This window comes from Bradyrhizobium sp. UFLA05-125, assembly GCF_059803515.1.
In genome coordinates this window covers 115,689-142,501 of record NZ_JBANBJ010000010.1, presented here as the reverse complement: position 1 = coordinate 142,501, position 26,813 = coordinate 115,689, and the positions used below count along the sequence as shown (strand labels likewise).

At 63.5% G+C, this 26,813-nt stretch carries 29 protein-coding genes and 1 tRNA gene; 12 read left to right on the top strand and 18 right to left on the bottom strand.

Translation table 11 applies throughout. From position 1 onward, the window contains the following. Nucleotides 1-36: 36 nt before the first annotated feature. The 9 genes from trpA to aroA form a co-directional block, all read right to left on the bottom strand. The gene (trpA, locus tag SO156_RS13155; protein WP_458144480.1) at nt 37-873 is read right to left on the bottom strand and encodes a tryptophan synthase subunit alpha; all 837 of its coding nucleotides are present in this window, start codon (nt 871-873) and stop codon (nt 37-39) included. After that, nucleotides 870-2,087 (bottom strand): tryptophan synthase subunit beta, encoded by a 1,218-nt coding sequence (trpB, locus tag SO156_RS13150; RefSeq protein WP_498535051.1) that lies wholly within the window; start codon nt 2,085-2,087, stop codon nt 870-872. The genes trpA and trpB overlap by 4 nt, the downstream gene beginning before the upstream one ends. Beyond that, nucleotides 2,084-2,743: a phosphoribosylanthranilate isomerase gene (locus tag SO156_RS13145; RefSeq protein WP_498535050.1), complete on the bottom strand. Its 660-nt coding sequence runs from the start codon at nt 2,741-2,743 to the stop codon at nt 2,084-2,086. Before SO156_RS13145 ends, trpB begins: the two co-directional genes overlap by 4 nt. A gap of 66 nt (nt 2,744-2,809) precedes the next feature. Beyond that, nucleotides 2,810-3,202, bottom strand: coding sequence for a DUF1049 domain-containing protein (locus tag SO156_RS13140; protein ID WP_458144483.1), 393 nt, complete (start codon nt 3,200-3,202; stop codon nt 2,810-2,812). 71 nt (nt 3,203-3,273) lie between these two features. Continuing rightward, complete coding sequence (locus SO156_RS13135) at nt 3,274-3,579, bottom strand: integration host factor subunit beta (RefSeq protein ID WP_027528287.1); 306 nt, start codon at nt 3,577-3,579, stop codon at nt 3,274-3,276. Nucleotides 3,580-3,752: 173 nt separating this feature from the next. Then, nucleotides 3,753-4,733, bottom strand: coding sequence for a signal peptide peptidase SppA (gene sppA / locus SO156_RS13130; RefSeq protein ID WP_498535049.1), 981 nt, complete (start codon nt 4,731-4,733; stop codon nt 3,753-3,755). A 258-nt stretch (nt 4,734-4,991) separates the two neighbouring features. Beyond that, nucleotides 4,992-6,701: a 30S ribosomal protein S1 gene (rpsA, locus tag SO156_RS13125; RefSeq protein WP_254101372.1), complete on the bottom strand. Its 1,710-nt coding sequence runs from the start codon at nt 6,699-6,701 to the stop codon at nt 4,992-4,994. Nucleotides 6,702-6,968: 267 nt separating this feature from the next. After that, a complete protein-coding gene (gene cmk, locus SO156_RS13120) occupies nt 6,969-7,607 on the bottom strand; it encodes a (d)CMP kinase (RefSeq protein ID WP_458144485.1) in 639 nt (212 codons plus the stop codon). Next, a complete protein-coding gene (aroA, locus tag SO156_RS13115) occupies nt 7,604-8,941 on the bottom strand; it encodes a 3-phosphoshikimate 1-carboxyvinyltransferase (RefSeq protein ID WP_498535048.1) in 1,338 nt (445 codons plus the stop codon). Before aroA ends, cmk begins: the two co-directional genes overlap by 4 nt. Before the next feature lie 180 nt (nt 8,942-9,121). Here aroA and SO156_RS13110 point away from each other — a divergent pair, with 180 nt between their 5' ends. The 3 genes from SO156_RS13110 (at nt 9,122) to SO156_RS13100 (ending at nt 10,207) form a co-directional block, all read left to right on the top strand. Then, a complete protein-coding gene (locus SO156_RS13110; RefSeq protein WP_458144487.1) occupies nt 9,122-9,529 on the top strand; it encodes a TIGR02300 family protein in 408 nt (135 codons plus the stop codon). A gap of 103 nt (nt 9,530-9,632) precedes the next feature. Continuing rightward, nucleotides 9,633-9,708: transfer RNA gene (locus SO156_RS13105), tRNA-Ala, on the top strand. A 262-nt stretch (nt 9,709-9,970) separates the two neighbouring features. Next, nucleotides 9,971-10,207, top strand: a complete 237-nt coding sequence (locus SO156_RS13100) for a GIY-YIG nuclease family protein (RefSeq protein ID WP_458144488.1) — start codon at nt 9,971-9,973, stop codon at nt 10,205-10,207. Nucleotides 10,208-10,268: 61 nt separating this feature from the next. Here the strand turns inward: SO156_RS13100 and SO156_RS13095 are convergent, their stop codons facing one another. Next, entirely contained in the window at nt 10,269-10,730 is a 462-nt protein-coding gene (locus SO156_RS13095; RefSeq protein ID WP_458144489.1) for a MarR family winged helix-turn-helix transcriptional regulator, read from the bottom strand. A 169-nt stretch (nt 10,731-10,899) separates the two neighbouring features. On the opposite strand from SO156_RS13095, the gene SO156_RS13090 reads away from it, so the two are divergent. From SO156_RS13090 to SO156_RS13050, 9 genes are all read left to right on the top strand, one after another. Next, complete coding sequence (locus SO156_RS13090; protein WP_458144490.1) at nt 10,900-11,325, top strand: organic hydroperoxide resistance protein; 426 nt, start codon at nt 10,900-10,902, stop codon at nt 11,323-11,325. Between the two features lie 187 nt (nt 11,326-11,512). Then, complete coding sequence (locus SO156_RS13085) at nt 11,513-12,718, top strand: CaiB/BaiF CoA transferase family protein (RefSeq protein WP_498535047.1); 1,206 nt, start codon at nt 11,513-11,515, stop codon at nt 12,716-12,718. Nucleotides 12,719-12,937: 219 nt separating this feature from the next. Next, on the top strand, nt 12,938-14,254 hold the full coding sequence (gene ugpB / locus SO156_RS13080) for a sn-glycerol-3-phosphate ABC transporter substrate-binding protein UgpB (RefSeq protein WP_458144492.1): 1,317 nt from the start codon (nt 12,938-12,940) through the stop codon (nt 14,252-14,254). A 50-nt stretch (nt 14,255-14,304) separates the two neighbouring features. Continuing rightward, on the top strand, nt 14,305-15,186 hold the full coding sequence (gene ugpA / locus SO156_RS13075; RefSeq protein WP_458144493.1) for a sn-glycerol-3-phosphate ABC transporter permease UgpA: 882 nt from the start codon (nt 14,305-14,307) through the stop codon (nt 15,184-15,186). Continuing rightward, a complete protein-coding gene (gene ugpE / locus SO156_RS13070; RefSeq protein WP_498535046.1) occupies nt 15,186-16,034 on the top strand; it encodes a sn-glycerol-3-phosphate ABC transporter permease UgpE in 849 nt (282 codons plus the stop codon). The genes ugpA and ugpE overlap by 1 nt, the downstream gene beginning before the upstream one ends. Nucleotides 16,035-16,054: 20 nt before the next feature. Continuing rightward, nucleotides 16,055-17,143, top strand: a complete 1,089-nt coding sequence (locus tag SO156_RS13065; RefSeq protein WP_498535045.1) for a sn-glycerol-3-phosphate import ATP-binding protein UgpC — start codon at nt 16,055-16,057, stop codon at nt 17,141-17,143. A gap of 282 nt (nt 17,144-17,425) precedes the next feature. Continuing rightward, nucleotides 17,426-17,851: an Hsp20 family protein gene (locus tag SO156_RS13060; RefSeq protein ID WP_011083554.1), complete on the top strand. Its 426-nt coding sequence runs from the start codon at nt 17,426-17,428 to the stop codon at nt 17,849-17,851. Nucleotides 17,852-17,902: 51 nt separating this feature from the next. After that, nucleotides 17,903-18,175: a BQ00720 family protein gene (locus SO156_RS13055; protein ID WP_027528273.1), complete on the top strand. Its 273-nt coding sequence runs from the start codon at nt 17,903-17,905 to the stop codon at nt 18,173-18,175. Between the two features lie 101 nt (nt 18,176-18,276). Then, entirely contained in the window at nt 18,277-18,783 is a 507-nt protein-coding gene (locus SO156_RS13050; protein WP_498535044.1) for a GNAT family N-acetyltransferase, read from the top strand. A 30-nt stretch (nt 18,784-18,813) separates the two neighbouring features. On the opposite strand, the gene ptsN is transcribed toward SO156_RS13050, so the two are convergent. The 8 genes from ptsN to SO156_RS13010 form a co-directional block, all read right to left on the bottom strand. Continuing rightward, a complete protein-coding gene (ptsN, locus tag SO156_RS13045) occupies nt 18,814-19,275 on the bottom strand; it encodes a PTS IIA-like nitrogen regulatory protein PtsN (RefSeq protein WP_008141251.1) in 462 nt (153 codons plus the stop codon). A gap of 234 nt (nt 19,276-19,509) precedes the next feature. Beyond that, nucleotides 19,510-20,103 carry a ribosome hibernation-promoting factor, HPF/YfiA family gene (gene hpf / locus SO156_RS13040; RefSeq protein ID WP_458144500.1) on the bottom strand — a complete coding sequence of 198 codons (594 nt, stop codon included), beginning with the start codon at nt 20,101-20,103 and terminating at the stop codon, nt 19,510-19,512. A gap of 81 nt (nt 20,104-20,184) precedes the next feature. Beyond that, complete coding sequence (rpoN, locus tag SO156_RS13035; RefSeq protein ID WP_498535043.1) at nt 20,185-21,807, bottom strand: RNA polymerase factor sigma-54; 1,623 nt, start codon at nt 21,805-21,807, stop codon at nt 20,185-20,187. 91 nt (nt 21,808-21,898) lie between these two features. Next, nucleotides 21,899-22,876: an LPS export ABC transporter ATP-binding protein gene (gene lptB / locus SO156_RS13030; RefSeq protein WP_458144502.1), complete on the bottom strand. Its 978-nt coding sequence runs from the start codon at nt 22,874-22,876 to the stop codon at nt 21,899-21,901. A 213-nt stretch (nt 22,877-23,089) separates the two neighbouring features. Beyond that, nucleotides 23,090-23,794 carry an LptA/OstA family protein gene (locus SO156_RS13025; protein WP_458144503.1) on the bottom strand — a complete coding sequence of 235 codons (705 nt, stop codon included), beginning with the start codon at nt 23,792-23,794 and terminating at the stop codon, nt 23,090-23,092. Nucleotides 23,795-23,799: 5 nt separating this feature from the next. Continuing rightward, nucleotides 23,800-24,552 carry an LPS export ABC transporter periplasmic protein LptC gene (gene lptC, locus SO156_RS13020; RefSeq protein ID WP_458144504.1) on the bottom strand — a complete coding sequence of 251 codons (753 nt, stop codon included), beginning with the start codon at nt 24,550-24,552 and terminating at the stop codon, nt 23,800-23,802. A 142-nt stretch (nt 24,553-24,694) separates the two neighbouring features. Next, on the bottom strand, nt 24,695-25,309 hold the full coding sequence (locus tag SO156_RS13015; protein ID WP_498535042.1) for a ribonuclease D: 615 nt from the start codon (nt 25,307-25,309) through the stop codon (nt 24,695-24,697). A 162-nt stretch (nt 25,310-25,471) separates the two neighbouring features. Beyond that, complete coding sequence (locus tag SO156_RS13010; RefSeq protein ID WP_498535041.1) at nt 25,472-26,812, bottom strand: hypothetical protein; 1,341 nt, start codon at nt 26,810-26,812, stop codon at nt 25,472-25,474. Nucleotide 26,813: the final 1 nt, after the last annotated feature.

The following is a 26,813-nucleotide window of genomic DNA, read 5'->3' as shown; positions in this document are numbered from 1 at the left end:
GCCAGTCTCATCGCGCTTTAGAAGCGGAATTATGACCTATTCCGCCGCCTGCTGCGCGCCCCGCACACCCTGGGCGAGGGATGCGGTCAGCTCGGCGACGGCGTTAACGGTTTTGCTGGTGGCCCGGCCTTCCGCATCGAGGCTGTTCTTGAGGGCATCGACCAGCGCGGTACCGACCACCGCGCCGTTGGCATGCGAGGCGATGGCGCGCGCGTTTTCCGGCGTTCGGATGCCAAAGCCGACGCAGACCGGCAGCTTTGTATGTCGCTTGATACGGGCGACCGCTTCGCTCACCGCCGTAGCGTCCGCAGCCGCCGCACCGGTGATGCCAGTGATGGCGACGTAGTAGACGAAGCCCGAGGTGTTGGCGAGCACCGCCGGCAGGCGCTTGTCGTCGGTCGTCGGCGTCGCCAGGCGGATGAAATTGAGGCCGGCCTTCATCGCGGGCAGGCAGAGTTCGTCGTCCTCCTCCGGCGGCAGGTCGACGATGATGAGGCCATCGACGCCGGCGGTCTTGGCATCGGAGAGGAACTTGTCGACGCCGTAGATGTAGATCGGATTGTAATAGCCCATCAGCACGATCGGCGTGGCATCGTCGTCCTTGCGGAAGCCGCGCACGAGCTCGAGCGTCTTCTTCAGCGTCATGCCAGCCTTGAGCGCGCGCAGCCCGGCCGCCTGGATCGACGGACCATCGGCCATCGGATCTGTGAAGGGCATGCCGAGCTCGATCACGTCGGCGCCGGCCTTCGGCAACGCCTTGATGATATCGAGCGACGTCGCCGGATCGGGATCGCCGGCCATCACGAAAGTTACGAAGGCCGAACGGCCCTGCTTCTTCAGCTCGGCAAAACGGGTGTCGATACGCGTGGTCACTTGGTCTTGCCCCTCAGGATGTCGCCGACCTGCGGGACGTCCTTGTCGCCGCGGCCGGAAAGGTTGACGACCATCAGGTGATCCCTGGGCCGCTTCGGCGCGATCTCCATCACCTTGGCGATGGCATGTGCTGGCTCGAGCGCCGGGATGATGCCTTCGAGCCGCGACAGCAGCTGGAATGCTGCGAGCGCCTCGTCGTCGGTCGCGGAGAGATAGTTGACGCGGCCGATCTCGTGCAGCCAGGAATGTTCGGGACCGATGCCGGGATAGTCGAGACCAGCCGAGATCGAGTGCGCGTCCTGGATCTGGCCATCCTCGTTCATCAGGAGATAGGTACGGTTGCCGTGCAGCACCCCGGGACGGCCGCCCGCGATCGAGGCCGCATGCAATTGCGTGAGCCCGTGGCCCGCAGCCTCGACACCGAAGATCTCGACCGAGGGATCATCGAGGAAAGGATGGAACAGGCCCATGGCATTGGAGCCGCCGCCGATGCAGGCGACGAGCGAATCCGGCAGCCGGCCTTCGACCTCCTGCATCTGCGCCCTGGTCTCGTTGCCAATGATCGACTGGAAGTCGCGCACCAGCGTCGGATAGGGATGGGGACCGGCCACCGTGCCGATGCAATAGAAGGTGTTGTGCACGTTGGTGACCCAGTCGCGCAGCGCCTCGTTCATGGCGTCCTTGAGCGTGCGCGTGCCCGACTGCACCGGAAACACCTTTGCGCCCAGCATCTCCATGCGGATGACATTGGGCTGCTGCCGCTCGACGTCGACGGCGCCCATGTAGACCACGCATTCCAGGCCGAAGCGCGCGCACAGCGTCGCGGTGGCGACACCGTGCTGGCCGGCACCGGTCTCGGCGATGATGCGCTTCTTGCCCATGCGCTGCGCCAGCATGATCTGGCCGAGCACGTTGTTCACCTTGTGCGAGCCGGTGTGGTTCAACTCCTCGCGCTTCAGATAGATTTTTGCTCCGCCGAGATGCTCGGTGAGGCGCTCGGCGAAATACAGCGGCGAGGGCCGGCCGACATAGTTCTTGAGATAGCCGTTCATCTCGGCCTGGAAGGCCGGATCGGCCTTGGCCGCGTTGTACGCCTTCTCCAGATCGAGAATCAGCGGCATCAGGGTTTCGGCGACGAAGCGTCCGCCGAAGATACCGAAATGACCGCGCTCGTCCGGACCGCTGCGATAGGAGTTTGGTTTGGCGATGTTCATCGTACGCTCAACTCTTGAGTGGCGCGCGCGGCGCGAATAAAGGCTCTGATCATCTCCGGATCCTTCACGCCGGGGGCGCTCTCGACACCAGAGGAGACGTCGACGCCGCCGGCGCCGGTGAGGCGAAGGGCCTCCGTGACGTTCTGGGCATGCAACCCGCCCGAGACCATATAGGGCAGCTTCAGATCGAGGTTTTCCAACAGGTGCCAGTCGAAGGGCGCGCCCAGTCCGCCGGGCCGTGTTGCGTCCTTCGGCGGACGGGCATCGAACAATATGCGGTCCGCAACCGCGGCGTAGCCGGGCAGCACCGCGAGATCGGCCGCCGTCTCGATTGGAAGCGCCTTCATCACCGGACGGCCGAACTTCTGCTTGATGTCGCGCAGCCGCGCGATGCTCTCCTTGCCGTGGAGCTGAAGGATGTCCGGCGACAGCGCGTCCATGATGTTGTCGAGCGTCGCGTCGTCGGCATCCACCGTGAGCGCGACCTTGAGCGCACGCTTCTTGACCTGCCGACCGAGATCGCGCCCGATTTCCAGCGACAGATGCCGTGGCGAAGGTGGAAAGAACACGAACCCCACCATGTCGGCGCCGGCATCGAGCGCGACGTCAAGCGTCTCGCGCGTGGACAGGCCGCAGATTTTGACGAGCAGGGGCATGGTTTCAAAGCGCGTGGAGGCGGCGAGGCCGCGGCCGGAAAAACGGGGATTTCGATGCGGCCGCTTCTACAACGTCGCGCGCTGCTTGTCTCGTCCGACGGGGCCGTAAAGGCCGGCGCCGGCGGGGACCGGCAGACGCTGCGGATCGGGCCGCGAGGCCGCCGTCGAGGCCCTTAAGTCAGCCAGTTCGGACCTTGCCGAGCGCGCATCGGCCTCGTGCCGGCGCGCCGCACGACGCCAGTGCCGCTGGCCGAACCAGACGGCGCAGCCGCCGGTCAGCACCCCAAGGACAGCCACCAGGATCAGGAGCAGGAATAGCGGCAGGGCAATTCTCAGCGCCGGATCGGCCGAATTGAACGGGTCGAAGGAGACCGTTACCAGATGATGGTTGGCGACGGCGAAGTCCACGAGCAGCAAGGCCACCGGAATCACGATCAACGCGGTCAGGAATTTTCGCATCTCGATCGCTCGCCTTGAATCATGCTTGTGGCCGCAACAGGCGGCCACGCCGGTAAACCTGGGCGTCGGCCCTAGTCCGGCCCGCCAGGGTCCGGATGGTCCCGGTTCAGCCGCTCGCGCATTTCCTTGCCCGTTTTGAAGAACGGGACGCTCTTCTGGTCGACGGGCACATGGGCGCCGGTGCGCGGATTGCGACCTGCGCGCGCGGGGCGGTGCTTCACCGAGAAAGCACCAAAACCGCGCAGCTCGACCCGATCCCCGCGCGCGAGCGCTGCGACGATCTCCTCGAGGATCGCATTCACAATGTTCTCGACATCCCGCTGGTAAAGATGCGGGTTGTGCTCGGCGATACGCTGAACAAGTTCGGATTTGATCATCGAGAGATAGGACCCGGAAGCGTGCGGATGACCATTTCCGTGAAAATACCTTGATCTGTCAAGACGCTAAATCAAGCTTGGACAGCGCTAAAGTGCGTGACAAAGGCCTGAAAGGCGGTCTGTCACAATACAAGCCGAACGGGAAAACCCTCTCGGCCTCGCCCGGTTCCCGGTTAATTTGACGCGGCGGGCTCCCATAGCGCGAGCATTCCGTCCAAACCGATCCGATCAACCGCCTGCGTGACTCCGCTGCGCTCGATCTGATGCGCCAGCGAGCTCAAACCGATGGCTTCGAGCGTGACGGTGGCCGCCGACTTGAGGAATGGCAGATCGCCAAAGCGAGGCTGCAACTTGTAGTCGCGGACCGGCAGGTCCTTCTTGACGCCCTTCTGCTCGACGAGCCAGGTCACCGCAGTTTTCTCGTCGCCGAGCTGGTCGATCAGCTTCAGCTCGATCGCCTGCCGGCCGGTGAAGACGCGGCCATCGGCGACCTTCTCGAGCTGCGAATCATCCATGCCGCGGCGCTCCTTCACCAGTCCCCTGAACCAGGCGTAGGAATCCTTCACCAGCGCATCGAGCGCGGCGCGCGCTTCGGGGCTGGTGGGCTCGAAACCGTTCGGCGCTGCCTTCAGCGGCGAAGATTTGACCTCCTCGACCTTGACGCCGATGGTCTTCAGGAGATCGGTGACGTTCGGAAACTGGAACAAGACGCCGATCGAGCCGACGAGCGAGCTCTGCTGTGCAATGATGTGGTCGGCCGCGATCGCGGTGATGTAGCCACCGGAAGCGGCAAGCCCCTCGACCACCACGACGAGCGGCTTCTTCGCCTTCAGTCGCGTCAGCGAATCATAGAGCTGCTCGGAGCCCGCGGTAGTGCCGCCCGGCGAATTGATGTGAACGATGACGGCGGCCGCGCGCGAATTCTCCAGCCGCTCCAGCGCCTGGGTGCGCTCGGAATCGCTGCGGATCAGGCCATCGATCTGGACGCGCGCGATCGAGCCGGCGGACGCGAATGTGCCGCCTGCGCCCCGCGTTGCGACCAGCGCAAAGCCTGCAATCGCCGCGATCGCGATCAGCGCGGTAGCGACGCGCCAGAAGGTCAGCTTGCGACGGATCCGGCGGCGATCGACGATGATGTCCGAATCGAGCGACATCGAAAAATCTCCAAAATGTGGGCTCACGCCTTTTGCAGTCGCAGCGTGACCATCGGCTTATCTGGATACATCAATTGCGACGCGATTTGAAGAATTGAAGGCTGGTAACCACGTAGCCCGGATGGAGCGAAGCGTAATCCGGGATTAGCTCGCCGCGCAAAGATACCCGGATTTCGCTGCGCTCCATCCGGGCTACGGGCGCAAAAAAGCCCCGGCGAAATGCCGGGGCTTTGATGCTTTGCGAAACAAGCGTACCGCTTACTTGTTCTCGCCGCGGTTCTTGAGCGCGGTGCCGAGGATGTCACCGAGCGTCGCACCCGAATCGGAGGAGCCGTACTGCGCGATGGCCTCCTTCTCCTCGGCGACTTCGAGCGCCTTGATCGACACCTGGACCTTGCGGGCCTTCTTGTCGAACTGGATGACGCGGGCATCGACCTTCTCGCCGACGGCGAAGCGTTCGGCGCGCTGGTCGTTGCGGTCACGGGCAAGCTCGGAGCGCTTGATGAAGGTGGTGAAGTCGGTACCGGCGATCTTCACCTCGATACCGGCTTCCTTCACTTCGAGCACTTCGCAGGTCACGACCGCGCCCTTCTTGACATCGCCCGGCTCGGCGAATGGGTCGCCTTCGAGCTGCTTGATGCCGAGCGAGATACGCTCCTTCTCGACGTCCACATCGAGCACCACGGCCTTAACCACGTCGCCCTTCTTGTAGTTGTCGATCACCTGCTCGCCCGGAAGCTTCCAGTCGAGATCGGAGAGATGGACCATGCCGTCGACGTCGCCCTCGAGACCCAGGAACAGACCGAACTCGGTCTTGTTCTTGACCTCGCCCTCGACCACCGAACCCGTCGGATGCTTCTCGACGAAGACCTCCCAGGGGTTGCGCATGGTCTGCTTGAGGCCGAGCGAGATACGGCGCTTGACGGAATCGACTTCCAGCACCTGCACTTCGACTTCCTGCGAGGTCGAGACGATCTTGCCGGGATGCATGTTCTTCTTGGTCCACGACATCTCGGAGACGTGGATCAGGCCTTCGATGCCCGGCTCGAGTTCGACGAACGCGCCGTAGTCGGTGATGTTGGTGACGCGGCCGGTGAAGCGGGCACCCAGCGGGTACTTGGCTTCGATGCCCTGCCACGGATCGTCCAAGAGCTGCTTCATGCCCAGCGAGATGCGGTGCGTCTCGTGGTTGATCTTGATGATCTTGACCTTCACGGTCTGGCCGATCGAGAGCACCTCGGTCGGGTGGTTGACGCGGCGCCATGCGATGTCGGTGACGTGCAGGAGGCCGTCGATGCCGCCGAGATCAACGAACGCACCGTAATCGGTGATGTTCTTGACCACGCCGTCGATGACCTGACCCTCTTCGAGGTTCTGCACCAGCTCCTGACGCTGCTCGGCGCGGGTCTCTTCCAGCACCGTGCGGCGGGAGACGACGATATTGCCGCGGCGGCGATCCATCTTGAGGATCTGGAACGGCTGCGAGTTGTTCATCAGCGGCGCAACGTCGCGGATCGGACGGATGTCCACCTGCGAGCGCGGCAGGAACGCCACGGCGCCGTCGAGGTCGACGGTGAAGCCGCCCTTGACCTGGTTGAAGATGACGCCGTTGACCTTTTCGTTGTTCTGGAACGCCTTCTCGAGCTTGCCCCAGCTCTCTTCGCGGCGCGCCTTGTCGCGCGACAGCACGGCCTCGCCGAGGGCGTTCTCGATGCGATCGAGGAACACTTCCACCTCGTCGCCGACCTTGAGATCGCTTTCACGGCCGGGGCCGGAAAATTCGCGCAGCGCGACGCGGCCCTCGGTCTTCAGGCCGACGTCGATGACGGCCATGTCCTTTTCAATTGCAACAACCTTGCCCTTGACGACGGAGCTTTCCTGCAGATTGCCGCCTGCGAAGGACTCGTCGAGCATCGCGGCGAAATCGTCGCGCGAGGGGCTGTAGGTATTAGCGGAAGTCGAAGCCATTTGTTCTCCAGTTGCGGACGTCTTGCCGGCCGTTGGGTTTATGGGCGTATCGCGCGCGCAGTGTCGGAAGGTCCGCAAAACCTTCGAGCGACCGCTCGTTGCCTCGGGTCTTTGACCGAGAACAGCAAGAGCGGGCCGGCGAGAGCCCGCGCGTTCGATACGTTGAATTGTTTCCGGAGCCTGAAATCGTCGCCGGTCCCAAAACGGGGATCGGAATATCGACCTTCAAGAACGGGAGCGGGCTCTTCCTCCAATGACGACCGCGGCTTAAACCCGCGGACGGCCCGCTCGGACGGCCTCGATAATGTCGATGGCGGCCCGGACGCCGCCTTCTATATCCAGTTGGGAGTTATCTAGCAAGTAAGCATCGGGGGCCGGCTTCAAGGGCGCGATCGGCCGATTCTGGTCGCGTTCGTCGCGCGCGATGATGTCGGCGAGCACGGCCGCTTCGTCCGCCTCCTCGCCCCTTGCCCTGGCCTCCATGGTACGGCGGCGGGCGCGGACCTTGGGATCGGCGACGACGAAGATCTTCACGTCGGCATCGGGGCAGATCACGGTTCCAATATCGCGCCCGTCGAGCACCGCGCCGGGCGGGTCGGCGGCGAATTGCCGCTGAAAATTGACCAGGACCTCGCGAACCCTGGGAATCGCGGAGACCACGGAGGCGGCCTCGCCGATCTGCTGGGTCTTCAGGACGGGATTGCCGAATTTTTCCGGATCAAGCTCCAACGCCACCGCAACGGCGGCAGCCTCGTCGCGCAGGTCGGCGCCCGCCTGTATCAGCGCATGGGCCACCGCGCGGTAGATCACGCCGGTATCGAGGTGACGGTAACCATAATGATGCGCGAGGCGCTTGCCGAGCGTGCCCTTGCCAGAGGCCGCGGGGCCGTCGATGGCGATGATCATGAAAAATCGGCCCCCAGCGAACGCATCATCGGAATGAAGTCGGGAAAGCTGGTGGCGATGAAGGCGGTGTCGTCGACCTTGACCGGCTGATCGGACGCGCAGCCCATCACCAGTGCCGACATTGCAATCCGGTGATCCATATGGGTGGCGACGAGTCCGCCGCCGGACACGTGACCCCTGCCCTCGACGATCAGATCGTCGCCGGAAATCTCGACCTTCACGCCGTTGACGCGCAACATGTCGGCGGTCGCCGCCAGCCGATCGGATTCCTTGACGCGCAGCTCGTGCAGGCCGCGCATGATGGTCGTGCCTTCGGCGAAGGACGCCGCCACCGCGAGCACCAGATATTCATCAATCATCGACGGCGCGCGCTCCGGCGGCACCTCGACGCCGCGGAGTTTTGAGGCGCGCACGCGCAAGCTCGCCATGGGCTCACCGGCATCGCCGCGGACCTCGCTCTCCTCGATCGAGCCGCCCATTTCGCGGAGCGTGGTGAAGAGCCCGGTGCGCAGCGGATTGGTCATGACGTCGGACAGCACGACGTCGGAGCCTTCGGCGATCAGCGCAGCAACGACCGGAAAGGCCGCCGAGGAAGGATCGGCGGGTACCACGACAGCGGCGCCGTGCAGCTCGCCCTGGCCGACCAGCGCGATGCGGCGGCCATGCCGGCCCTCTGCTACCGACGTGATATCGGCGCCGAAATGCTTCAGCATCAGCTCGGTGTGGTCGCGGCTCGCCTCGCTCTCGATGACGGTCGTTGTTCCCGGCGCAGCCAGGCCCGCCAGCAGCACCGCCGACTTGATCTGGGCGGAGGCCACCGGGGTCTTATAGGTAATCGGAAGGGGATCGCGTGCGCCCTGGAGCGTCAGCGGAAGACGGCCGCCCTCGCGCTCGGCGATCACTTTGGCCCCCATCTTCTCCAAGGGGTCCACGATGCGCCGCATGGGGCGGGTGCGGAGCGAGGCGTCGCCGTCAAACACCGCCGAGATCGGGCAGCCTGCGACCGCTCCCATCACCAGCCGGCAGCCGGTCCCGGAGTTCCCGAAATCCAGGGGCGCCTTGGGCTGGGCAAATCCGGCCACCCCGACCCCGCGCACGCGCCAGGCAAAATCCCCGGTGCGCTCGACCGTGGCGCCGAGCGCCTGCATCGACTTGGCGGTATTGAGGACGTCCTCGCCCTCGAGGAGGCCGGTGATCCGGGTCTCGCCGACCGACAGGGCACCCAGGATCAGCGAACGGTGGGAAATCGACTTGTCCCCGGGTACCCGGACTTTGCCGGTCAGGGCGCCGCTGGCGCGCGACTGGAGCGGCCTCGGTTGGTTGGAATGCGTCAAGATTGTGTCCTTGAATGCCCTCAGGTGGATCTTGAATGCTCCTTGGGGCTCGCGCGCGCAGGTACCACATGGTCAGCCGGCCGTCACGGGCATGTCTTTCTTCCGCAATGCGCTATTGACAGCGGGCCGCCAACTAGCCAAGTGAAGCACCGCTTTTCAGACATTCCCAGGATTCCTGCCGTGGCCAAGTCCGAACTCGGAACCAAACGCATTTGCCCGACCACGGGCAAGAAGTTCTATGACCTCAACAAGAATCCGGTGATCTCGCCCTATACCGGCGAGGTGGTGCCGATTGCGCCGCTGGCGCCGGCGCGCCCGACCCGCGGCGCCGAAGCGCGCAGCATGGCCCCGGACACCGCGCCCGAACCGGTCGAGACCGAGGAAATGGTCTCCCTCGAGGAGGCCGATGCCGAGGAGAACACCGGCAAGGTCAAGGCCGTCGTGCCGGAATCCGAGGACGACATCGAGGTGGACGAGACCCTTGAGGACGACGATGACGATGATTCGACCTTCATCGCCGACGACGAAGAGGGCGATGAGGACGTAACCGACATCATTGGTGATGTCGGAGGTGATGAAGAGACTTGAGATCAGACCTGATCTGTGATCAACGGTGCTGCCGCGCGAGTCACCTTTTACGGCTCGCCGGCCGAGAGTGATCCCCCAGGATCACCCCAACCGCAGGACTAACGGGGCCATAGCTCAGCTGGGAGAGCGCTTGCATGGCATGCAAGAGGTCGGCGGTTCGATCCCGCCTGGCTCCACCAGCCTTCGCTCGCTTCGCGAGCTACGGCTCGGCAAGCCCGGGAAGTCCCTCGTAGCGAAGTGAGCGAAGGCTGCCTCGCCATAGCCCGAAGGGCGACGGCGGGCTTAATTCACAATCACTCCTATTCGCGAGCTACGGCTCGGCAAGCCAGCTCCGCTCCATCTTAGCGAGGCTGCCGCGGCGTAGCCCGAAGGGCGAAGCCGGGCCTCGGCAAAATCTCGTCCTGAGATACTATCTACCCACTGCGTAGAGCGGGGGACAGGATGAAGCACGTCTACATTCTCGAAAGCCTCGATTCCGAACATTTCTACATCGGCATCACCGACGATTTGCGAGCCCGGCTCTCAAAGCACAACGCCGGCGAAGTGCCCCACACGTCAAAGTATGGCCCTTGGCGCATTAAGACCTACATCGCTTTCAGCGACGAGGCGCAGGCGATTGCGTTCGAGAAATATCTCAAATCAGCTTCGGGCCGCGCGTTTGCGAAGAAGCGCCTTTGAGGGCAGGTGACGCTCGCGCGGAGAGTTCGAGAGGACGGGGCTTACCGTTGGAAGAGCCCCCCTACTCCCCAATCACCGCATTCAGCCGGTCGCGTAGCGCGACGATCTCGTTTTTCATCGCGACCAATTCAGGCACCGTGCAATCAGATGCCGCCAGGATCGACTGCGGCACGCTGCGCGCCTTGTCCTTCAACGCCTGCCCCTGCGCCGTCAGCGCGATCAGCACCTGGCGCTCGTCCTCGGTCGAGCGCGTTCGCTTGACGAGCTGCGCGGCCTCGAGGCGCTTGAGGAGCGGCGTGAGCGTGCCGGAATCCAGAAACAGCCGCTCGCCGATGTCCTTCACCGGCACGCCGTCGCGTTCCCACAGCACCAGCATCACCAGATATTGCGGATAGGTCAGCCCGAGCCGGTCGAGCAGCGGCTTGTAGACGCGGTTGAAGGCGTGCGCGGCGGAATAGACCGCAAAGCAGATCTGGTTATCGAGCCGCAGCGGCTGGTCAGCGGCCAGTTGTTTCCGAGCCATGGGAAACCTCAACGGAAAACCTCACGAGATTCGCTTCGACATTCTGGGGCGGAGCGGCGGCACATTCAATTGCGAACAATTAAATGTGAGGCCGCGCAATTTATATTGCACACAATCTAATTGTCTGCAATATGTGGCGCACCCCAACCGGAAACCAGGGAGACCCAAGATGTCCGTGAATGTCCTCTACAAGACCAGCGCCAAGGCCACTGGCGGCCGCGACGGCCATGCCGCGACCCTCGACGGCGCGCTGGACGTGAAGCTGACCACCCCGAAGGAGCTCGGCGGCGGAGGCGGGGCGGGCAACAATCCCGAGCAGCTGTTTGCGGCCGGCTATGCCGCCTGCTTCATCGGCGCCATGAAGTTCGTGGCCTCCCAGGGCGGACCGAAGGTTCCCGCCGACACCTCGGTGACCTCGACGGTCGGCATCGGCCCGCGCTCGGAAGGCGGCTTCGGCCTCGACATCGATCTCGTCGTTTCGCTGCCCGGTGTTCCCCGTGCGGAGGCCGAGGCGCTGGTCGAGAAGGCCCATCAGGTTTGCCCGTACTCCAATGCGACCCGTGGCAACGTCGACGTCCGCCTGAAGGTTGCGTAAAGCCAAACGCGGGCTGGCTGGCCCGAAATCCCCCTCGCGCCAGCCGCTTGCGCCTTGATATGCCGCGCCACGGGATTGGCCGCGGCAGCGCATGCGGCCCTACGCCAGGAGCCATTGCCGGCTCTCGCGAACCTCGCTAGGCCTGTGATCGAACAGAGATCAGCGAGCCGAAACGAAGGTTGGCGTCATGACTTCCGAAGCCGCATCCGGTGCGATGAGTGGACTGCGCGTGATCGATCTTACGCGCGTGCTCGGCGGCCCCTATTGCACGCAGATTCTCGCCGACCACGGCGCCGACGTGATCAAGGTCGAGCCGCCCGCGGGCGATGAGGTGCGCGAGTGGGGACCTCCCTTCCATGAGGAGGACGCGGCATATTTCGTCGGCATCAACCGTAACAAGCGCTCGATTGGCCTGGATCTCGCCTCCGAGGGCGGCCGCCTCGTGCTGCTCAAGATGCTGGAGAACGCCGACGTCCTGATCGAGAATTTCAAGCCCGGCACGCTGGAGAAATGGGGCATCGGCAACGAGGTGCTGCGCGAAAAATTCCCGCGCCTCGTGCATTGCCGGATCTGCGGCTTCGGCGCCGACGGCCCGCGCGGCGGCAATCCCGGCTATGACGCCATCATCCAGGCGATGACCGGCATGATCGCGGCGACCGGCTCAAAGGAAAGCGGGCCGATGCGGATCGGCGTGCCGCTCGTCGACATCACGACCGGACTCTATGCCGCGATCGGCATCTTGATGGCGTTGTCGGAACGGCAGCGCTCAGGGCTTGGGCAATTCCTCGAGACCACGCTGTACGAGACCGGTCTTGCGATCATGCACCCGCATACCGCAAATTACTTCATGCACGGCAAGCCCCCCGGCCTGACCGGCAACGAGCATCCCAATCTCGTGCCCTATGCGATCTTCCCGACCAAAACCGACGACATCTTCATCGGCGTCGGCAATGACGGCACGTTCCGCAAACTGGCCAGGGAGATCGGCAAGCCCGAGCTCGGCACCGATCCGCGCTTTGCCCGCAACAAGGACCGCATCGCCAATCGCGAGGCGCTGCGCGCCGAGCTTGCCGCCGTGTTCCGCCAGCACGAGGCCGAGCCGCTGTGCGATCGCCTGCTCGCCGCAGGACTGCCCGCAGGTCCCGTGCAGAAGATCGACCAGGCGTTGAACAACCCCCATACGATCTACCGCGGCGATATTATCGAGAAGGACTGGTACAAGGGCGTCGCCTCGCCGATCCGGCTCGATCGCAGCAAGCCGAGCCTGCGCCACGTGCCGCCGAAATTCAGCCAGCACGCCACTGAAGTGCTCGGCGAGTTCGGATATTCCAGCTCCGAGATCGACGCGATGGTCGAGAACGGCGTGGTCTGCGGGCCCGAGCGCAAGCGCTAGGATCGCGGCGAGCAACATCCCCCTCGTCGATGCCGCACTGCGGCGCGCCCCACGAGCGCCGCGAACGGCGTGCCTTGCGAAGGCACCTTCGCCTAATTTCCGGCTTCCCTTTTGCGGCGCTTGCCGCTTTCGTTTCGGCCGCTTACACAGTCACGTGAACGTCATACGGCGCTGCTAGCGCAAGCGCACTTTGATGACGGCCCAAGGGAGGTTTTCTTAATGGCTCTTCGACAATTCGCTGCGGCTGCCACCATTGCCGCCACGTTCGGCTTTGCCGCCACGCCGGCGCTGGCCGTGACCGAAATTCAGTGGTGGCACGCGATGACGGGCGCAAACAACGACGTCATCGTCAAGCTCGCCAACGACTTCAACGCGTCGCAGAGCGACTACAAAGTCATTCCGACCTACAAGGGCAACTACGCCGACACGATGAACGCCGGCATCGCGGCCTTCCGCGCCGGCAACGCGCCGCACATCATGCAGGTGTTCGAGGTTGGCACCGCGACCATGATGGCCGCGACCGGCGCCGTCAAACCGGTCTACAAGCTGATGGCCGAGACCGGCGAGAAGTTCGATCCCAAGGCCTACCTGCCCGCGATCACCGGCTACTATTCGACGTCGAAGGGCGAGATGCTGTCCTTCCCCTTCAATTCGTCGTCCACCGTCATGTGGGTGAACCTCGACGAGCTGAAGAAGGCCAACGTCGAGATCCCCAAGACCTGGCCCGAGGTCTTCGAGGCCGCCAAGAAGCTGCACGCCAATGGCCATCCCACTTGCGGCTTCTCCGGGTCCTGGGTGACCTGGGTCAATCTCGAGCAGCTCTCGGCCTGGCACAACGTGCCGCTCGCCAGCAAGGCCAACGGTCTTGACGGCTTCGACACCAAGCTGGAATTCAACGGACCGCTCCAGGTCAAGCACCTCGAAAACCTGATCGAGCTGCAGAAGGACAAGACCTACGACTATGCCGGCCGCACCAACACCGGCGAAGGCCGCTTCACCTCGGGTGAGTGCGCCATCTACCTGACCTCGTCGGCCTTCTTCGGCAACGTCAAGGCGCAGGCCAAGTTCAACTTCAACGCGGTGCCGATGCCTTACTATCCGGACGTCAAGGGCGCGCCGCAGAACTCGATCATCGGCGGCGCCTCGCTCTGGGTCATGGGCGGCAAGTCGGCCGACGAATACAAGGGCGTCGCGAAATTCCTGACCTTCCTCTCGGACACCGATCGCCAAGTCTACATCCACAAGGCCTCCGGCTACCTGCCGATCACCAAGGCAGCCTATGAGAAGGCAAAGGCCGAGGGCTTCTACAAGGATCAGCCCTATCTCGAGACCCCGCTGCTCGAGCTGACCAACAAGGAGCCGACCGAGAACTCCCGCGGCCTGCGCCTCGGCAACATGGTTCAGCTCCGTGACGTCTGGTCGGAAGAGATCGAGCAGGCGCTGGCCGGCAAGAAGACCGCCAAGCAGGCACTGGATGCCGCCGTCGAGCGTGGCAACACGATGCTGCGACAGTTCGAAAAGACCGTCGTCAAGTGAGGCAATGAGCGGCAGGCCGCGGATGCGTGGCCTGCCGCTCTGCTGACGTCATGCAGAAGCAATCGATTTTCCAATCAAGGCTATTGCCGTTCGCGCTGGTTGCACCGCAGCTCGCGATCGTCCTGATCTTTTTCTACTGGCCCGCCGCACAGGCGGTGATCCAGTCCTTCCTGCTCCAGGACGCCTTCGGTCTTTCGACCAGCTTCGTCTGGTTCGACAACTACATCGAGCTCTTCAAGGAGCCCGCCTATTTCGAGGCGATCGTCCGCACCTTCTTCTTCTCGTTCGCCATCGCCATCTCCTCGCTGTCGCTGGCGCTGCTGCTCGCCGTGATGGCGGACAAGCCAATGCGCGGCGGCACGATCTATCGCACGCTCCTGATCTGGCCCTATGCGGTGGCTCCCCCGGTCGTCGGCGTGCTCTGGATCTTCATGCTGCACCCCTCGCTCGGTGTACTCTCGCGCTACCTGCGCGACATGGGCGTCGACTGGAATCCGCTGCTCGACGGCAACCAGGCCGCGCTGCTGGTCATTCTCGCGGCCGCCTGGAAGCAGGTCTCCTACAATTTCCTGTTCTTCCTCGCCGGGCTTCAGGCTATCCCGAAGAGCGTGCACGAGGCCGCTGCGATCGACGGCGCCCGTCCGATGCGGCGGTTCTGGACCGTGACCTTCCCGCTGCTGTCGCCGACCATCTTCTTCTTGCTGGTCGTCAACATCGTCTACGCGTTCTTCGACACCTTCGGCATCATCGACACCATGACTCGCGGCGGTCCGGGAACATCGACGGTAACGCTGGTCTACAAGGTCTACACTGACGGCCTGCTCGGCGGAAACCTCGGCAGCTCCGCGGCGCAATCGGTCATCCTAATGGTCATCGTCATCGTGCTGACGGGAATCCAGTTCCGCTTCGTCGAACGCAAGGTGACCTACTGATGGTCGAGCAAGAGGGCATCCGCCGCTACGTCGCCCATATCATCCTGTGGATCGGCATCGCGATCGTCGCATTCCCCGTCTACATCGCGATCGTGGCCTCGACCCAGGACAACGCGCTGATCGCCAACGGTCAGATGTCGCTCTTGCCGGGCGGGCACTTCCTCGAGGTCTACTACCAGACGATTTTCGTCGGCACGAGCGGATCGACCCGCGAGCCCGTCGGCAACATGATGCTCAACTCGCTCGTCATGGCGATGCTGATCGCGGTCGGCAAGATCGCGATCTCGATCATCTCGGCCTATGCGATCGTGTATTTTCGCTTTCCGTTCCGGATGCCGATCTTCTGGATCATCTTCATCACCCTGATGCTGCCGGTCGAGGTGCGCATCTATCCGACCTACAAGATCGTCGCCGACCTCCTCATGCTGGACAGCTATGCCGGGCTGTCGCTGCCGCTGATCGCGTCGGCCACCGCGACGCTGCTGTTCCGCCAGTTCTTCATGACGGTGCCAGACGAGCTCCTGGAGGCCTCGCGGATCGACGGCGCCGGACCTCTGCGATTCTTCTGGGATACGCTGCTGCCGCTGTCGCGTACCAACATGGCGGCGCTGTTCGTGATCCTCTTCATCCTCGGCTGGAATCAGTATCTCTGGCCGCTGTTGATCACGACCCGCGATGACATGCAGACAATTCAGGTCGGCATCCGCAAGATGATGACCACCAACGACGCGCTCACCGAATGGCCCATCGTGATGGCAACCGCAGTGCTCGCGATGCTGCCGCCGGTTTTCGTCGTCGTGGTGATGCAGAAACTGTTCGTACGCGGCCTGGTCGAGACCGAGAAGTAGGTTTTTGGAAGTGTTTTTTCATGGCTAACGTGACCCTGCGCAACGTCCGCAAGACCTATCAAGGTGGCTTCGAGGCCATCAAAGGCGTCAACGTCGATGTCGGCGACGGCCAGTTCTGCGTGCTGGTCGGCCCAAGCGGCTGCGGCAAGTCGACGCTGCTCCGCATGGTCGCGGGGCTCGAGACCGTCAGCGGCGGCGAGATCGACATCGGCGGCCGCGTCGTCAACCAGGTCGAGCCCGCCGACCGCGACATCGCGATGGTGTTCCAGAACTACGCGCTCTATCCGCACATGAGCGTCTACAACAACATGGCCTATGGCCTGCGCAATCGCGGCATGGCGGAAGCCGAGATCAAGACCCGCGTCGAGGAAGCCGCGCGCGTGCTCGAGCTCGCACCCATGCTCGAGCGCAAGCCGCGCCAGCTCTCCGGCGGCCAGCGCCAGCGCGTCGCGATGGGCCGCGCCATCGTGCGGCAGCCAAAAGTGTTCCTGTTCGACGAGCCGCTGTCCAATCTCGATGCCAAGCTGCGCATCGCGATGCGGGTCGAGATCCGCAAATTGCAGCGCCGGCTGAACACCACGTCGATCTACGTCACTCACGACCAGCTCGAGGCGATGACGCTGGCCGATATCCTCGTCGTGATGAACGGCGGTCAGGTCGAGCAGATCGGCAATCCGCTCGCGATCTACGAGAAACCGGCAACGACGTTCGTCGCGTCCTTCATCGGCGCACCGCCGATGAACCTGATGTCGACGCGGCCGGACGAGATCAGGACGCAGCTCGGAGGCGGGCGAGTGGCGGAAGCCGGCATCCTCGGCATCCGCCCGGAGGACTTCGTCATCACCGGCCAGACGCCGGCCGGCGGCGTGGCACTTGGCCTCACCGTGGAAGCAATCGAGCGGGTCGGCGCCGAAACCTTCGTCTACGGCTCGCGCCAGCAGGACGAACAGCAGGTCTCAGCGACGCCCGGCGAGCTGCCGCCCGGCGAGGTCATCGTCCGCATTCCCGGAACCGAGGCACCCGCGATCGGCCAGAAGATCCGCGTCGCTGCTAGCCGCGAAAAGCTGCATCTGTTCAGTGGCGACGGCCGCAAGCGGATCGAGGCCTGAGGCTTTCCGTCAAGGGCCGTTAAAAATATCGAAAACAACCCCATGCAAAGTAGCCGGCATGGGACTTGGTCATTCCGGAGCTCGCGTCAGCGAGAACCCGGAATCTCGCGCCACAATCTCTGGATTCCGGGTTCGGCGCTACCCGCCGCCCCGGAACGACGAATTCACAGCCCCCCGCTAGGTGCTTGAACGCGCATGGGGATATGCCCATATTGGGTCACAAGGGGTGCCATTCCGGGCCCTGAAACGTCAAAGTCGCTTTCGGCGAGGACTTTGTAAACTATGTCTCGTGTTCCCACGTTATCCAGTCCGTTCCTTCTGGGGTTCGACGAGATCGAGCGCGTGCTCGATCGGGTCGTCAAAGGCGCCGACGGGTACCCTCCCTACAATATCGAGAGGTGCGACCGGTCGGACGGCCAGCCCGAGCGCCTACGTATCACGTTGGCGGTCGCCGGTTTTACCCGCGACCAACTCGATGTAACCATTGAGGAAAACCAGCTCGTGATCCGCGGGCGTCAGCAGGACGACAAGACCCGGCAATACATCCATCGCGGCATCGCCGCGCGCCACTTCCAGCGCACCTTCGTGCTGGCAGAGGGGATGCTGGTGCTGGGTGCGGATCTGAAGAACGGGCTGTTGTCGATCGATCTTGCCCGGCCGGAACCGGAAAGGATCGTTAAGACAATCGCTATCAATGAGCACGAATAATGGAACGAGTAGCGGACTCGACCGCTTAGTTTCGAGAGAGGAGTCGAGACCATGAGTAACGGTCACGTTGCATTCGAATACGAAGCCAACAACGTCTCACCGGAGACGCTGGCAACCCTCGGCGAGGGCCACATCGCCTATGTGAAGCAGATCCGCTCGGAGGACGTGCCCGACCTGTTTCCCGAGGCGCCCAAGATTGCGCCAGGCCTCAAACTCTTCGCGCTCCACGCCGCCGACGGCACGCCGATCATGTTGACCGACAGCCGGGAAGCCGCGATCGCCAATGCCTGGAGCAACGAGTTGCAGGCGGTGAGCGTGCACTGACGTAGCGTCGCACGTCGCAATAGAGTTTCAAGCGGGCACGCCCTGACGAGGGCGTGCCCGTTTTGCTTTGGGGCTCGCAATTGGTTTGATAGATCGTCGTCATGAACACGATCGCCCCCATCCCGGTCGCCAGCTTCGAGATATCGCCCGGCGCGCCGCTTTGTGACGCCCTCCTCGCGCTCAACAACAGCCACGCGGAGGAGTTGTCATGGCTTGAGCCTGAGCGGATGAAACATCTCGTCGCGGAGGCGTTCTACGCCCGGAGGATCGGCGATCTCGACGCTTTCCTCATCGCGATTGACCAGGACGGACAATACGACAGTCCAAACTTTCTGTGGTTTCGATCCCGCTATGCGCGATTTGTTTATGTCGACCGAATCGTCGTCGCACCATCGGCGCGTGGTAACGGATGTGCGCGTCGGCTCTACGCCGACCTGTTCGATCGCGCAGCCGAAGCCGGGCACGACCGCATCGTTTGTGAGGTCAATCGGCAACCACCGAATCCATCATCGGATGCTTTTCACGCTGCGTTGGGATTTATCGAGGTCGGCACCGCCATCATCCACAATGGCAGCAAGACGGTGCGTTACCTGTCGCGCTCGATCTAGTTGGCGCGTCTGAAAGGTGAAGCGGTTGGCCTACGCCGCGGTCGCGGGCGGCAGCGCGAGCACGGAATAGATCGCCTGCGCATCGCGCGAGGCGCGCAGCTTCTTGGCGATGTCCTGGTCGCGCAACAGGCGCGCGATGCGCGCCAGCGCCTTCAGGTGATCGGCGCCCGCGCCTTCAGGCGCGAGCAGCAGGAAGACGAGATCGACGGGCTGGCCGTCCATCGCCTCGAAATCGATCGGGCGATCGAGCCGCGCGAACAGGCCAAAAATCTTTTCCAGCTTGGGCAGCTTGCCGTGGGGAATCGCGACGCCGTAGCCGACGGCGGTGGTGCCGAGCTTCTCCCGCTGCAACAGCACCTCGAACACCGAACGCTCGTTCTGTCCGGTCAGCTCCGCGGCCTTCGCAGCGAGTTCCTGCAAGGCCTGCTTCTTGCTGTTGACTTTCAATGCCGGGAGAATCGCCTCGGGTGCGACCAGATCGGTAATCGGCATGGAGCTTTCCGAGGTGAATTAAGCCGTCAGGTTCCGAATTGGCCAACTTGGAAGACCAGATTTGGCCGGCGTCAATAAGGTGAAGCAGGAGGCGGACTTAGCCCCGGTCCTGATGTGGGGCGCTTCTACTCCAACGCAATCCCGGTGCCAACTCCCGCAAACGCCTTTTACCGTGCTCATCCTTAAAGACAGGAGTCCTACGGGGAGGATCCCAAAATCCACGATGAGGGCGGTCTAACTCCCAGCTTTTGACCCAGGAGGGTCGATCCAGCCGACATTGCCATCCGCCCGGCGGTAAATGATGTTCACGCGGCCGCTCGAGCCATGCTGAAATACCAGGCAATGGGCGCCGCTGAGGTCGAGTTCCATGACGGCTTCGCTGACCGAGAGCTGCCTCAAGGAGGTGGTCGATTCTGCGATGATTACGGGGCTATAGCCGGTGACCTCGTCCTCGCCCTCGCCGGGAGCCTCCAGGACGTAGGCGGTGGCGTCCAGTGAGGCCAGCGCCGCCGAGGCCGCAGCGGCCTTGCGGGCGGAGCGGTCCTTCAGCCGGCTCTTGTAGCGCTTGAGCCGCTTCTCGATCATCAGCAGCGCCTGGTCGGCGCTGGCATAGGCGTCCGACGCGTTCGAATCGGCCTCCAGCGTGATCCCGGAATCGAGGTGCAGCGCGCAATCGGTGCGGAAGCCGAACCCGTCCTTGCTCAGCGTAATGTGGCCCGAATAATTGCCGTCAAAATATTTGCGCAACACCTCGTCCGTGCGCTCGGCGACGCGCCCGCGGAGGGCTTCGCCGACGCTGATGCTTTTGCCCGAAATCCGGAGAGTCATGTGATGCCTCGCCTGGTTGGTGCCTAGCTTGGATCAATCCCGAGGGGAGATTGAGAGTAGCGCGATTTGAGGCGCGCGCAATCAGGCCGGCTCGGTGTTGCGGGAGCGATCGGACAGGGCGGTGGAGAGGACGTTACCAAGAGCGCTCTGCTTGTCGCGACGGCGTTGTACCGAAGAGGGAATGCGCATGGCTTCGCGGTACTTCGCAACCGTGCGCCGGGCGATATCAATGCCGGACGCACGCAACCGTTCCACGATCGTGTCGTCGGACAGGATGGCGGACGGCTCCTCCGAATCGATCAGCTGCTTGATGTGGTGGCGGACGGCCTCGGCGGAATGCGCCTCGCCGCCATCGGCCGAGGCGATCGACGCCGTGAAGAAATACTTCAATTCAAAAGTGCCGCGATTCGTCGCCATGTATTTGTTCGCGGTGACGCGCGACACGGTCGATTCATGCATCTGGATGGCGTCGGCGACCGCTTTCAGGTTGAGCGGCCTCAAGTGCGCGACGCCATGGGTGAAGAAGCCGTCCTGCTGGCGCACGATCTCGGTTGCGACCTTCAGGATGGTGCGGGCGCGCTGATCGAGCGCGCGCACCAGCCAGGTCGCGTTCTGCAAGGCATCGGTGAAATAGGATTTGTCGCCGTCCTTGCCGATCTTCTTCGACAGCTCGGTGTAATAGGTCTGGTTCACGAGCACCCGCGGCAGAGTGTCGCTGTTGAGCTCGACATGCCAGCCGCCGTCGGGACCCGGACGAACATAGACGTCCGGCACCATGGTCTGGAGGCGCGAGGAGCCGAACTTCATGCCGGGCTTGGGATTGAGGCGGCGGATCTCGCCGATCATGTCGGCGATATCCTCATCGTCGACGCCGCAGAGCTTGCGCAAGGACGCGATGTCGCGCTTGGCCAGGAGATCGAGATTCTCGACCAGCGCCTGCATCGCCGGATCGTAGCGATCGAGCTCACGAAGCTGGATCGCGAGGCATTCGCTCAAATTGCGTGCGCAGACGCCGGGCGGATCGAACTTTTGCAGCACCGCAAGAACATCGGCGACATCCCGCTGCGATGCACCAAGCCGCTCGGCGGCCTGGCCGAGATCCGGCGGCAGATAGCCGGCCTCATCGACGAGGTCGATGAGGTATTGCCCGATCATGCGCTGCGCCGGCGCGGTGAATGCGACCGAGAGCTGCTCGGCGAGATGGTCGGCCAGGGTGGTTTCCGCCGCGACGAAGGCTTCGAGATTGTAGTCCTCGTCACCGGAGGCGCCGCCGCCCCATTCGGTGTAGACGCTCGGCGCCGCATCCTGCGCATTGCGCGCCGCGGCCTCCGCCGGCTCTTCCGAAAAGACGTTGTCCAGCCCGGTATCCAGCGTCTGCTCGATCTCGGCGCGGGTGCCGAGATCCTTGCTCATCCACTCTTCCTGGCCGGGCTCGAAGGCTTCGCCTGAACCGCCGCCGGGCTCGTCGCCATGGCTGCCGCCGGAGTCGTCGCTATCACTGAATTGGGCCGCTTCGGTCGGAGCATCGCCCGCGCCCTGCTCGTCATTGGCCCGCTCAAGCAGCGGATTGCGCTCGAGTTCCTCCTCCACGAAGGTCGTGAGATCGAGATTGGACAGCTGCAGCAGCTTGATCGCCTGCATCAGCTGCGGCGTCATCACCAGCGACTGCGACTGCCGAAACTCTAACCTCTGCGTCAGCGCCATGAAGCAAGAACCGTTCCCAAAATTTTGGTCCGATTTTTGCTTATCTTAGTCTGAGCCCGATGTACACGTCTTGACGAATGCAAAAATCGGGCTAGAGGCGGAACTCCTCGCCAAGGTAAAGACGGCGGACGTCCGGGTCGTTGACGATCTCATCCGGACTCCCCTCGGTCAAGATTTCACCGGCATAGACGATATAGGCGCGATCGGTGAGGCCGAGGGTCTCGCGCACATTGTGGTCGGTGATCAGCACGCCGATGCCGCGGTTGGTCAGATGGCGGACGAGGTCCTGGATGTCGCCGACCGCGATCGGATCGATGCCGGCGAAGGGCTCGTCGAGCAGCATGTAGTTGGGGCGCGTCGCGAGCGCACGTGCGATCTCGACGCGGCGGCGCTCGCCGCCGGACAGCGCGATCGACGGCGATTTTCGCAGGCGCGTGATGTTGAATTCGTCGAGCAGCGAGTCGAGCTGCTGCTCGCGCTTCTTGCGCGAGGGTTCCACCACTTCGAGCACGGCCCGGATGTTCTGCTCGACGGTGAGGCCGCGGAAGATCGAGGCCTCCTGCGGCAGATAGCCGATGCCGAGCCGCGCGCGCTGATACATCGGCAGCTTCGTCACGTCATGGCCATCGAGCTCGATCGCGCCGCGATCGGCCTTGATCAGCCCTGTGATCATGTAGAACACGGTGGTCTTGCCGGCGCCGTTCGGACCGAGCAGGCCGACGGCTTCGCCGCGGCGCACATAGATGCTGACGCCGCGCACCACCTGGCGGCTGCCAAAGCTCTTTTCCACGCTATGCACAGCAAGGAGGCCCGGCCGTCGCAGCAGCTGCGGACCGCCCGCGCCGTTGGTCCTGGTGGTGGTCTGGGCGGGTCTGGGAGCTTGCGCGCGCGGTCGCGGCGGCTCCTGCGTCGGGATCGGCTGCTCGCGCGCGATCGGCGGCGCGTCCCGTACCGGGCTGGTCACGAGACCGCCGATGCTGTCACCGAGCGCGGTGATGTCCTGGCGTGCAAATCCTGGCCGGCCGCGTTTGGCGGGGCGCCGACGGAACATGCTGAATAAATCGACCATCCCCGCTGTCTCAAGCCTTTCACGGTGATCCCGCGATCTGCCGCCCCGGCGCGATTCGCCGCAACAGCATGAGTGAAAGGGTGTGTCTTGCCCAGAGAAACACCCTCGATCCCTTGTCAGAGGAATCCCGCCGCCGAGCCCGCCAGGGTAGATACAGTCTTGTCGGGCAGGCTTCAACCTCGCTCCGACAGCGCGTGATGTAAGCTGCTGGATTTACTTCGGTTTGCTTGTGCCCGGGAGTGCCAGAGGCGGGCCGGCGCCGGGCTTGGAGGAGCCGCAATCGCCACCGCCGCCCTGCGGGAGCAGGGCCTGCACCTTGCCGCTGTCGGATTCCACACGAGACACGCCGGTGGTCATGTCGACCATCAGGCGGTCGCCGCGCAGCACGTTCTTGCATTGGGTGAGGACGACGCCGCCGAGCATCGTGATCAGATTGGTCTTGGTGTCGAAGATGGCGGTCTCGCCGGTCACCACCTGCTCCTTTTGGGTGACCACGACATTGCCGCGCGCTTCCAGCCGCTTGATCGAGGAGCTGCCGTTCGGCCCGGGCGTTGCCGATTGCATCGGTGCCGCCGCCTTTGCGCTTTTCGCCGGCGGCGGTGCCGCCTGCCCAGACCCGGAGCCGCCCGATTCATAGAACACGACCAGCGTCTTCGAGGTCATGGTTGTATCGCCCTGGACGACCTTCACGTTGCCGGCGAAGGTCGCCTCCTTCTTCTTGTCGCGCATCTCGAGCGAGGCGGCCTCGATCTGGATCGGCTGATCGCGGTTCTGCGAGAATCCCTGCATGGCGTTGGGCACGCCCTGCATGGTGCTTTGCGCATGCACTGCTGCGATCAGCGTCACACCGAGCGCGAGCGCGCCGGCGGTGAACGCAACGCTTCTCGAAAAACCGTTGCGCAAAAAGTGCTTCGTCATCGAGATCATCTTGAGGTCGCAGACTTGTTTTGGAGGGCGCGCGTTTTCGGCGGCGGCGGCGGCGCGGGCTCGGCAGGCGCCGGCGGCGCGGCCGCCGGCTCGTCATTGCCGAGCTTGTCGAGGTGCATCACGACGTTGCCTTCGAAGCGGATGAGGTCGCCGCCCTCCATGATCTTCAGGCGGTCCGAGGACACGGTGCCGTTGGTCAGTTTGACGTCGACATGTTCATCCGAGGTGACCGTGTTGTTGGCCATGTCGACGAAGGCCTGGCTGAGGCGCGCCTCATAGCCCGTCGAGGTCCGCACGAAGATATCCTTGTGCAGATCGAGCTGCTGCTGCTTGTTGTCGAAGCTCCCGGTGAGGGCGTCGAGGAATACGGTCGATTGATCCTGCATCAGGAGCTTGGCCCTGAGCTTGTGCAAATCGACGTGATCAGGGTCTCTGATGTCCTGGGTCGCGGTTTTGGCCCAGAGCTCATAGGGTCGCTGGTCGGGCGTGTAGCCCGACAGGTGCGGCGTTTCCATGGTGATCTTGGTGCCGGACACCACCAGGTTTCCGGGATCGAAAGCCACTTCCTTGGTGGTCCGGAACTTGTTGAAGGCCGAGACGAAGATGACCATGGCCATCGCCACGACGACCGTCACCGGTACGGCGATGCGCAGAAGATGGACCAGCCGGCTGTGGCGCGCCGCGGCCGCAAAGCGCGCCTCCAGGCCGTCATAGGCTACATCATAGGCTGGGTTCTGGACCGAATTCACCGCTGCTCCGGGGCGCCCGTTGACACCCGATTGTATCCGGCGCCGCCGGAATATGCAGCCCGCGACAGGCAGCTACGACTGTGTCCGAAACGGGGCGGCCGGGGGCGTCCTGAGACCCTCCCGGCCGGCACAACCGACCACCTCAAGAGTGCGCAAAAATGTCTTCGGCCTCCCAACCCTGCAAATCGAGCTTTGCCCGCGTCGGCAGGAAGTCGAAGCAGGCCTGGGCCAGCGCCGTGCGGCCCTCCCGCACCAGCATGGCATCCAGCCGTTCGCGCAAGCTGTGCAGATGCAGCACGTCGGAGGCGGCGTAGGCGAGTTGCGGCTCGCTCAGGCTGTCCGCGCCCCAATCGCTCGATTGCTGCTGCTTGGACAGATCGACGTTGAGCACCTCGCGGACGAGGTCCTTGAGGCCGTGGCGGTCGGTGTAGGTGCGGGTCAGGCGCGAGGCGATCTTGGTGCAGTAGAGCGGCGTCGTCATCACGCCGAAGGTCTCGTACAGCACCGCGATGTCGAACCGCGCGAAATGGAAGATCTTCGTGACGGAGGGATTGGCGAGCAGCGCCTTCAGATTCGGCGCGTCGGTGTGCCCCTTCGGGATCTGCACCACATCCGCGCTGCCGTCGCCCGGCGAGAGCTGCACGACGCAGAGCCGGTCGCGATGCGGGTTCAGGCCCATGGTCTCGGTGTCGATCGCGACCGAGGAGGTGTAGCGGGACAGGTCCGGCAGATCGCCGCGATGCAGGCGTACGGTCATGGCGTTTCAAACCTTCAGTCGAATAGATGCAGCCCTAGCAGGCTAATGCCGGGAACGGGAACTGGCGAGCGTCGGGCGCGCGAGCGAAATCCGCAAAGCCGGCTGACCTTTCGTCCCCGCTTCGGCGGTGTATCCGCTGCCAGATATCCGCGCAAGCCGACCTCAGGGGCGATGGACCCTGCGAAAGTCGGCCAGGAAGACCCAGAAGCACAGCAGCGCTGCGAAAAGCTGAAGGAAGCCACCTTCGATGGCGCCGCCGGAGATCGAGACCGAGGTCGGAATGAGGATTGCGACAGTCAGGACGGCCGCCATGACCATGGCCGGAAGATCGACGATGAGAACGGCGGCATAGATCGCCAGTTCAAAGAAGGCATATTCCTTGAGGCGCGGCGAACAGAGGTAGAGCGCATACATCGCCAGAACCGTGATGCGCGCCGCCTGCCGGGGATGATCGATCAGCCATCGATCCAACCTGTTCGCGAAGCATCCGGTCTCGAGCGAGGCCCGATCCCCGATTGCGCGCGATACGGACAAAGCAAATGGCGCCAGCACGAGCGCGATCGCTGCAAGCCCATAGAGAGCGAAGACGAGCGCTTCGCTGCCCGCCAGCCCCCACTGCCTTGCCAGGCCCTGGACGAGAATGAAGAGCGAGGGATTCATCCTGTCTTGGGCGATGCCAAGCTGCCCAGGAATTTGACCGGAGATGGCGCGGAGCCAGCTTGCGAAGAGATCGGCGTAAACCAGCATCGACATCAGGATTGGCAAGATGAACGTGCCAGTCGCGACGGCGATCAGGATGAGCTTGCGAGAGCGCGGCTGCGGCAGGAAGTAGAGGGAAGCAAGGACCGGACAGAAGACCAGCTTGAACGATGTCACGAGGCCGAGCACCGCGGCACCGGTCAGGCGCAGCATGAAGCTTGTCTTGTCCTCCTCTTCAAGGCGACCGAGCAGGAGCGCCAGCGCAACCGCCGTCAGCAATCCGGTCAGAATCGAAAAATTCCCGGAGGCCAGCGTCCATTCGAAACCGACGAACGCGCCGAGGGCACAGAGCACTCTAAGACATGTATCGCGCGGGCCCGTACGGGGCGCGCCAAGACCGGGCAACACCAGTCCGCAGAGAATGGCGAGGACGAGATAGAAAGCCCTGTGATGATCAACGAGCAGCCCCGCGGAGCACAGCGGACGGAAGATATCCAATGTGACCGGCAGATAGGGGTATGCGAACGTCGTGTTCTTCAAATTGCTGATGAGATAGGGGTCGAACCCCTCGACATAGGCATCGACCCCCGCGCAGTTCACGTGGAGGTCCCAGCCGAGTTGCCCACCGAAATTGCCGTCGACGACGAAGCTCGCAAGGACCAGAGTGGCGAGGAGCGCGGCAAAAAGGGGCAACCAGGCGTTCGGCAACCGGCCGAAACCGCCACCGGGATGCGACAAGGCGAGCTCAGCCTGCCCGACCGACGTCGCCGTCAAGTTCGGCCGCTGGGCGTTGTCGTTGGCCATG

What these genes read in the sequence shown, in the direction of transcription:
- cmk (WP_458144485.1), bottom strand. Translation starts at nt 7,607, where the DNA reads ATGATCATCGCCATCGACGGCCCCGCGGCCTCTGGCAAGGGCACGCTC.
- SO156_RS13060 (WP_011083554.1), top strand. Translation starts at nt 17,426, where the DNA reads ATGTCTCGTGTTCCCACGTTATCCAGTCCGTTCCTTCTGGGGTTCGAC.
- SO156_RS13100 (WP_458144488.1), top strand. Translation starts at nt 9,971, where the DNA reads ATGAAGCACGTCTACATTCTCGAAAGCCTCGATTCCGAACATTTCTAC.
- SO156_RS13055 (WP_027528273.1), top strand. Translation starts at nt 17,903, where the DNA reads ATGAGTAACGGTCACGTTGCATTCGAATACGAAGCCAACAACGTCTCA.
- sppA (WP_498535049.1), bottom strand. Translation starts at nt 4,733, where the DNA reads ATGTCGCTCGATTCGGACATCATCGTCGATCGCCGCCGGATCCGTCGC.
- SO156_RS13010 (WP_498535041.1), bottom strand. Translation starts at nt 26,812, where the DNA reads ATGGCCAACGACAACGCCCAGCGGCCGAACTTGACGGCGACGTCGGTC.
- SO156_RS13015 (WP_498535042.1), bottom strand. Translation starts at nt 25,309, where the DNA reads ATGACCGTACGCCTGCATCGCGGCGATCTGCCGGACCTGTCCCGCTAC.
- SO156_RS13135 (WP_027528287.1), bottom strand. Translation starts at nt 3,579, where the DNA reads ATGATCAAATCCGAACTTGTTCAGCGTATCGCCGAGCACAACCCGCAT.
- hpf (WP_458144500.1), bottom strand. Translation starts at nt 20,103, where the DNA reads ATGACTCTCCGGATTTCGGGCAAAAGCATCAGCGTCGGCGAAGCCCTC.
- rpoN (WP_498535043.1), bottom strand. Translation starts at nt 21,807, where the DNA reads ATGGCGCTGACGCAGAGGTTAGAGTTTCGGCAGTCGCAGTCGCTGGTG.
- ptsN (WP_008141251.1), bottom strand. Translation starts at nt 19,275, where the DNA reads ATGCCGATTACCGATCTGGTCGCACCCGAGGCGATTCTCCCGGCATTG.
- lptB (WP_458144502.1), bottom strand. Translation starts at nt 22,876, where the DNA reads ATGGTCGATTTATTCAGCATGTTCCGTCGGCGCCCCGCCAAACGCGGC.
- SO156_RS13140 (WP_458144483.1), bottom strand. Translation starts at nt 3,202, where the DNA reads ATGCGAAAATTCCTGACCGCGTTGATCGTGATTCCGGTGGCCTTGCTG.
- SO156_RS13090 (WP_458144490.1), top strand. Translation starts at nt 10,900, where the DNA reads ATGTCCGTGAATGTCCTCTACAAGACCAGCGCCAAGGCCACTGGCGGC.
- trpB (WP_498535051.1), bottom strand. Translation starts at nt 2,087, where the DNA reads ATGAACATCGCCAAACCAAACTCCTATCGCAGCGGTCCGGACGAGCGC.
- SO156_RS13095 (WP_458144489.1), bottom strand. Translation starts at nt 10,730, where the DNA reads ATGGCTCGGAAACAACTGGCCGCTGACCAGCCGCTGCGGCTCGATAAC.
- SO156_RS13025 (WP_458144503.1), bottom strand. Translation starts at nt 23,794, where the DNA reads ATGACGAAGCACTTTTTGCGCAACGGTTTTTCGAGAAGCGTTGCGTTC.
- ugpE (WP_498535046.1), top strand. Translation starts at nt 15,186, where the DNA reads ATGGTCGAGCAAGAGGGCATCCGCCGCTACGTCGCCCATATCATCCTG.
- SO156_RS13065 (WP_498535045.1), top strand. Translation starts at nt 16,055, where the DNA reads ATGGCTAACGTGACCCTGCGCAACGTCCGCAAGACCTATCAAGGTGGC.
- SO156_RS13145 (WP_498535050.1), bottom strand. Translation starts at nt 2,743, where the DNA reads ATGCCCCTGCTCGTCAAAATCTGCGGCCTGTCCACGCGCGAGACGCTT.
- rpsA (WP_254101372.1), bottom strand. Translation starts at nt 6,701, where the DNA reads ATGGCTTCGACTTCCGCTAATACCTACAGCCCCTCGCGCGACGATTTC.
- ugpA (WP_458144493.1), top strand. Translation starts at nt 14,305, where the DNA reads ATGCAGAAGCAATCGATTTTCCAATCAAGGCTATTGCCGTTCGCGCTG.
- SO156_RS13050 (WP_498535044.1), top strand. Translation starts at nt 18,277, where the DNA reads ATGAACACGATCGCCCCCATCCCGGTCGCCAGCTTCGAGATATCGCCC.
- SO156_RS13085 (WP_498535047.1), top strand. Translation starts at nt 11,513, where the DNA reads ATGACTTCCGAAGCCGCATCCGGTGCGATGAGTGGACTGCGCGTGATC.
- ugpB (WP_458144492.1), top strand. Translation starts at nt 12,938, where the DNA reads ATGGCTCTTCGACAATTCGCTGCGGCTGCCACCATTGCCGCCACGTTC.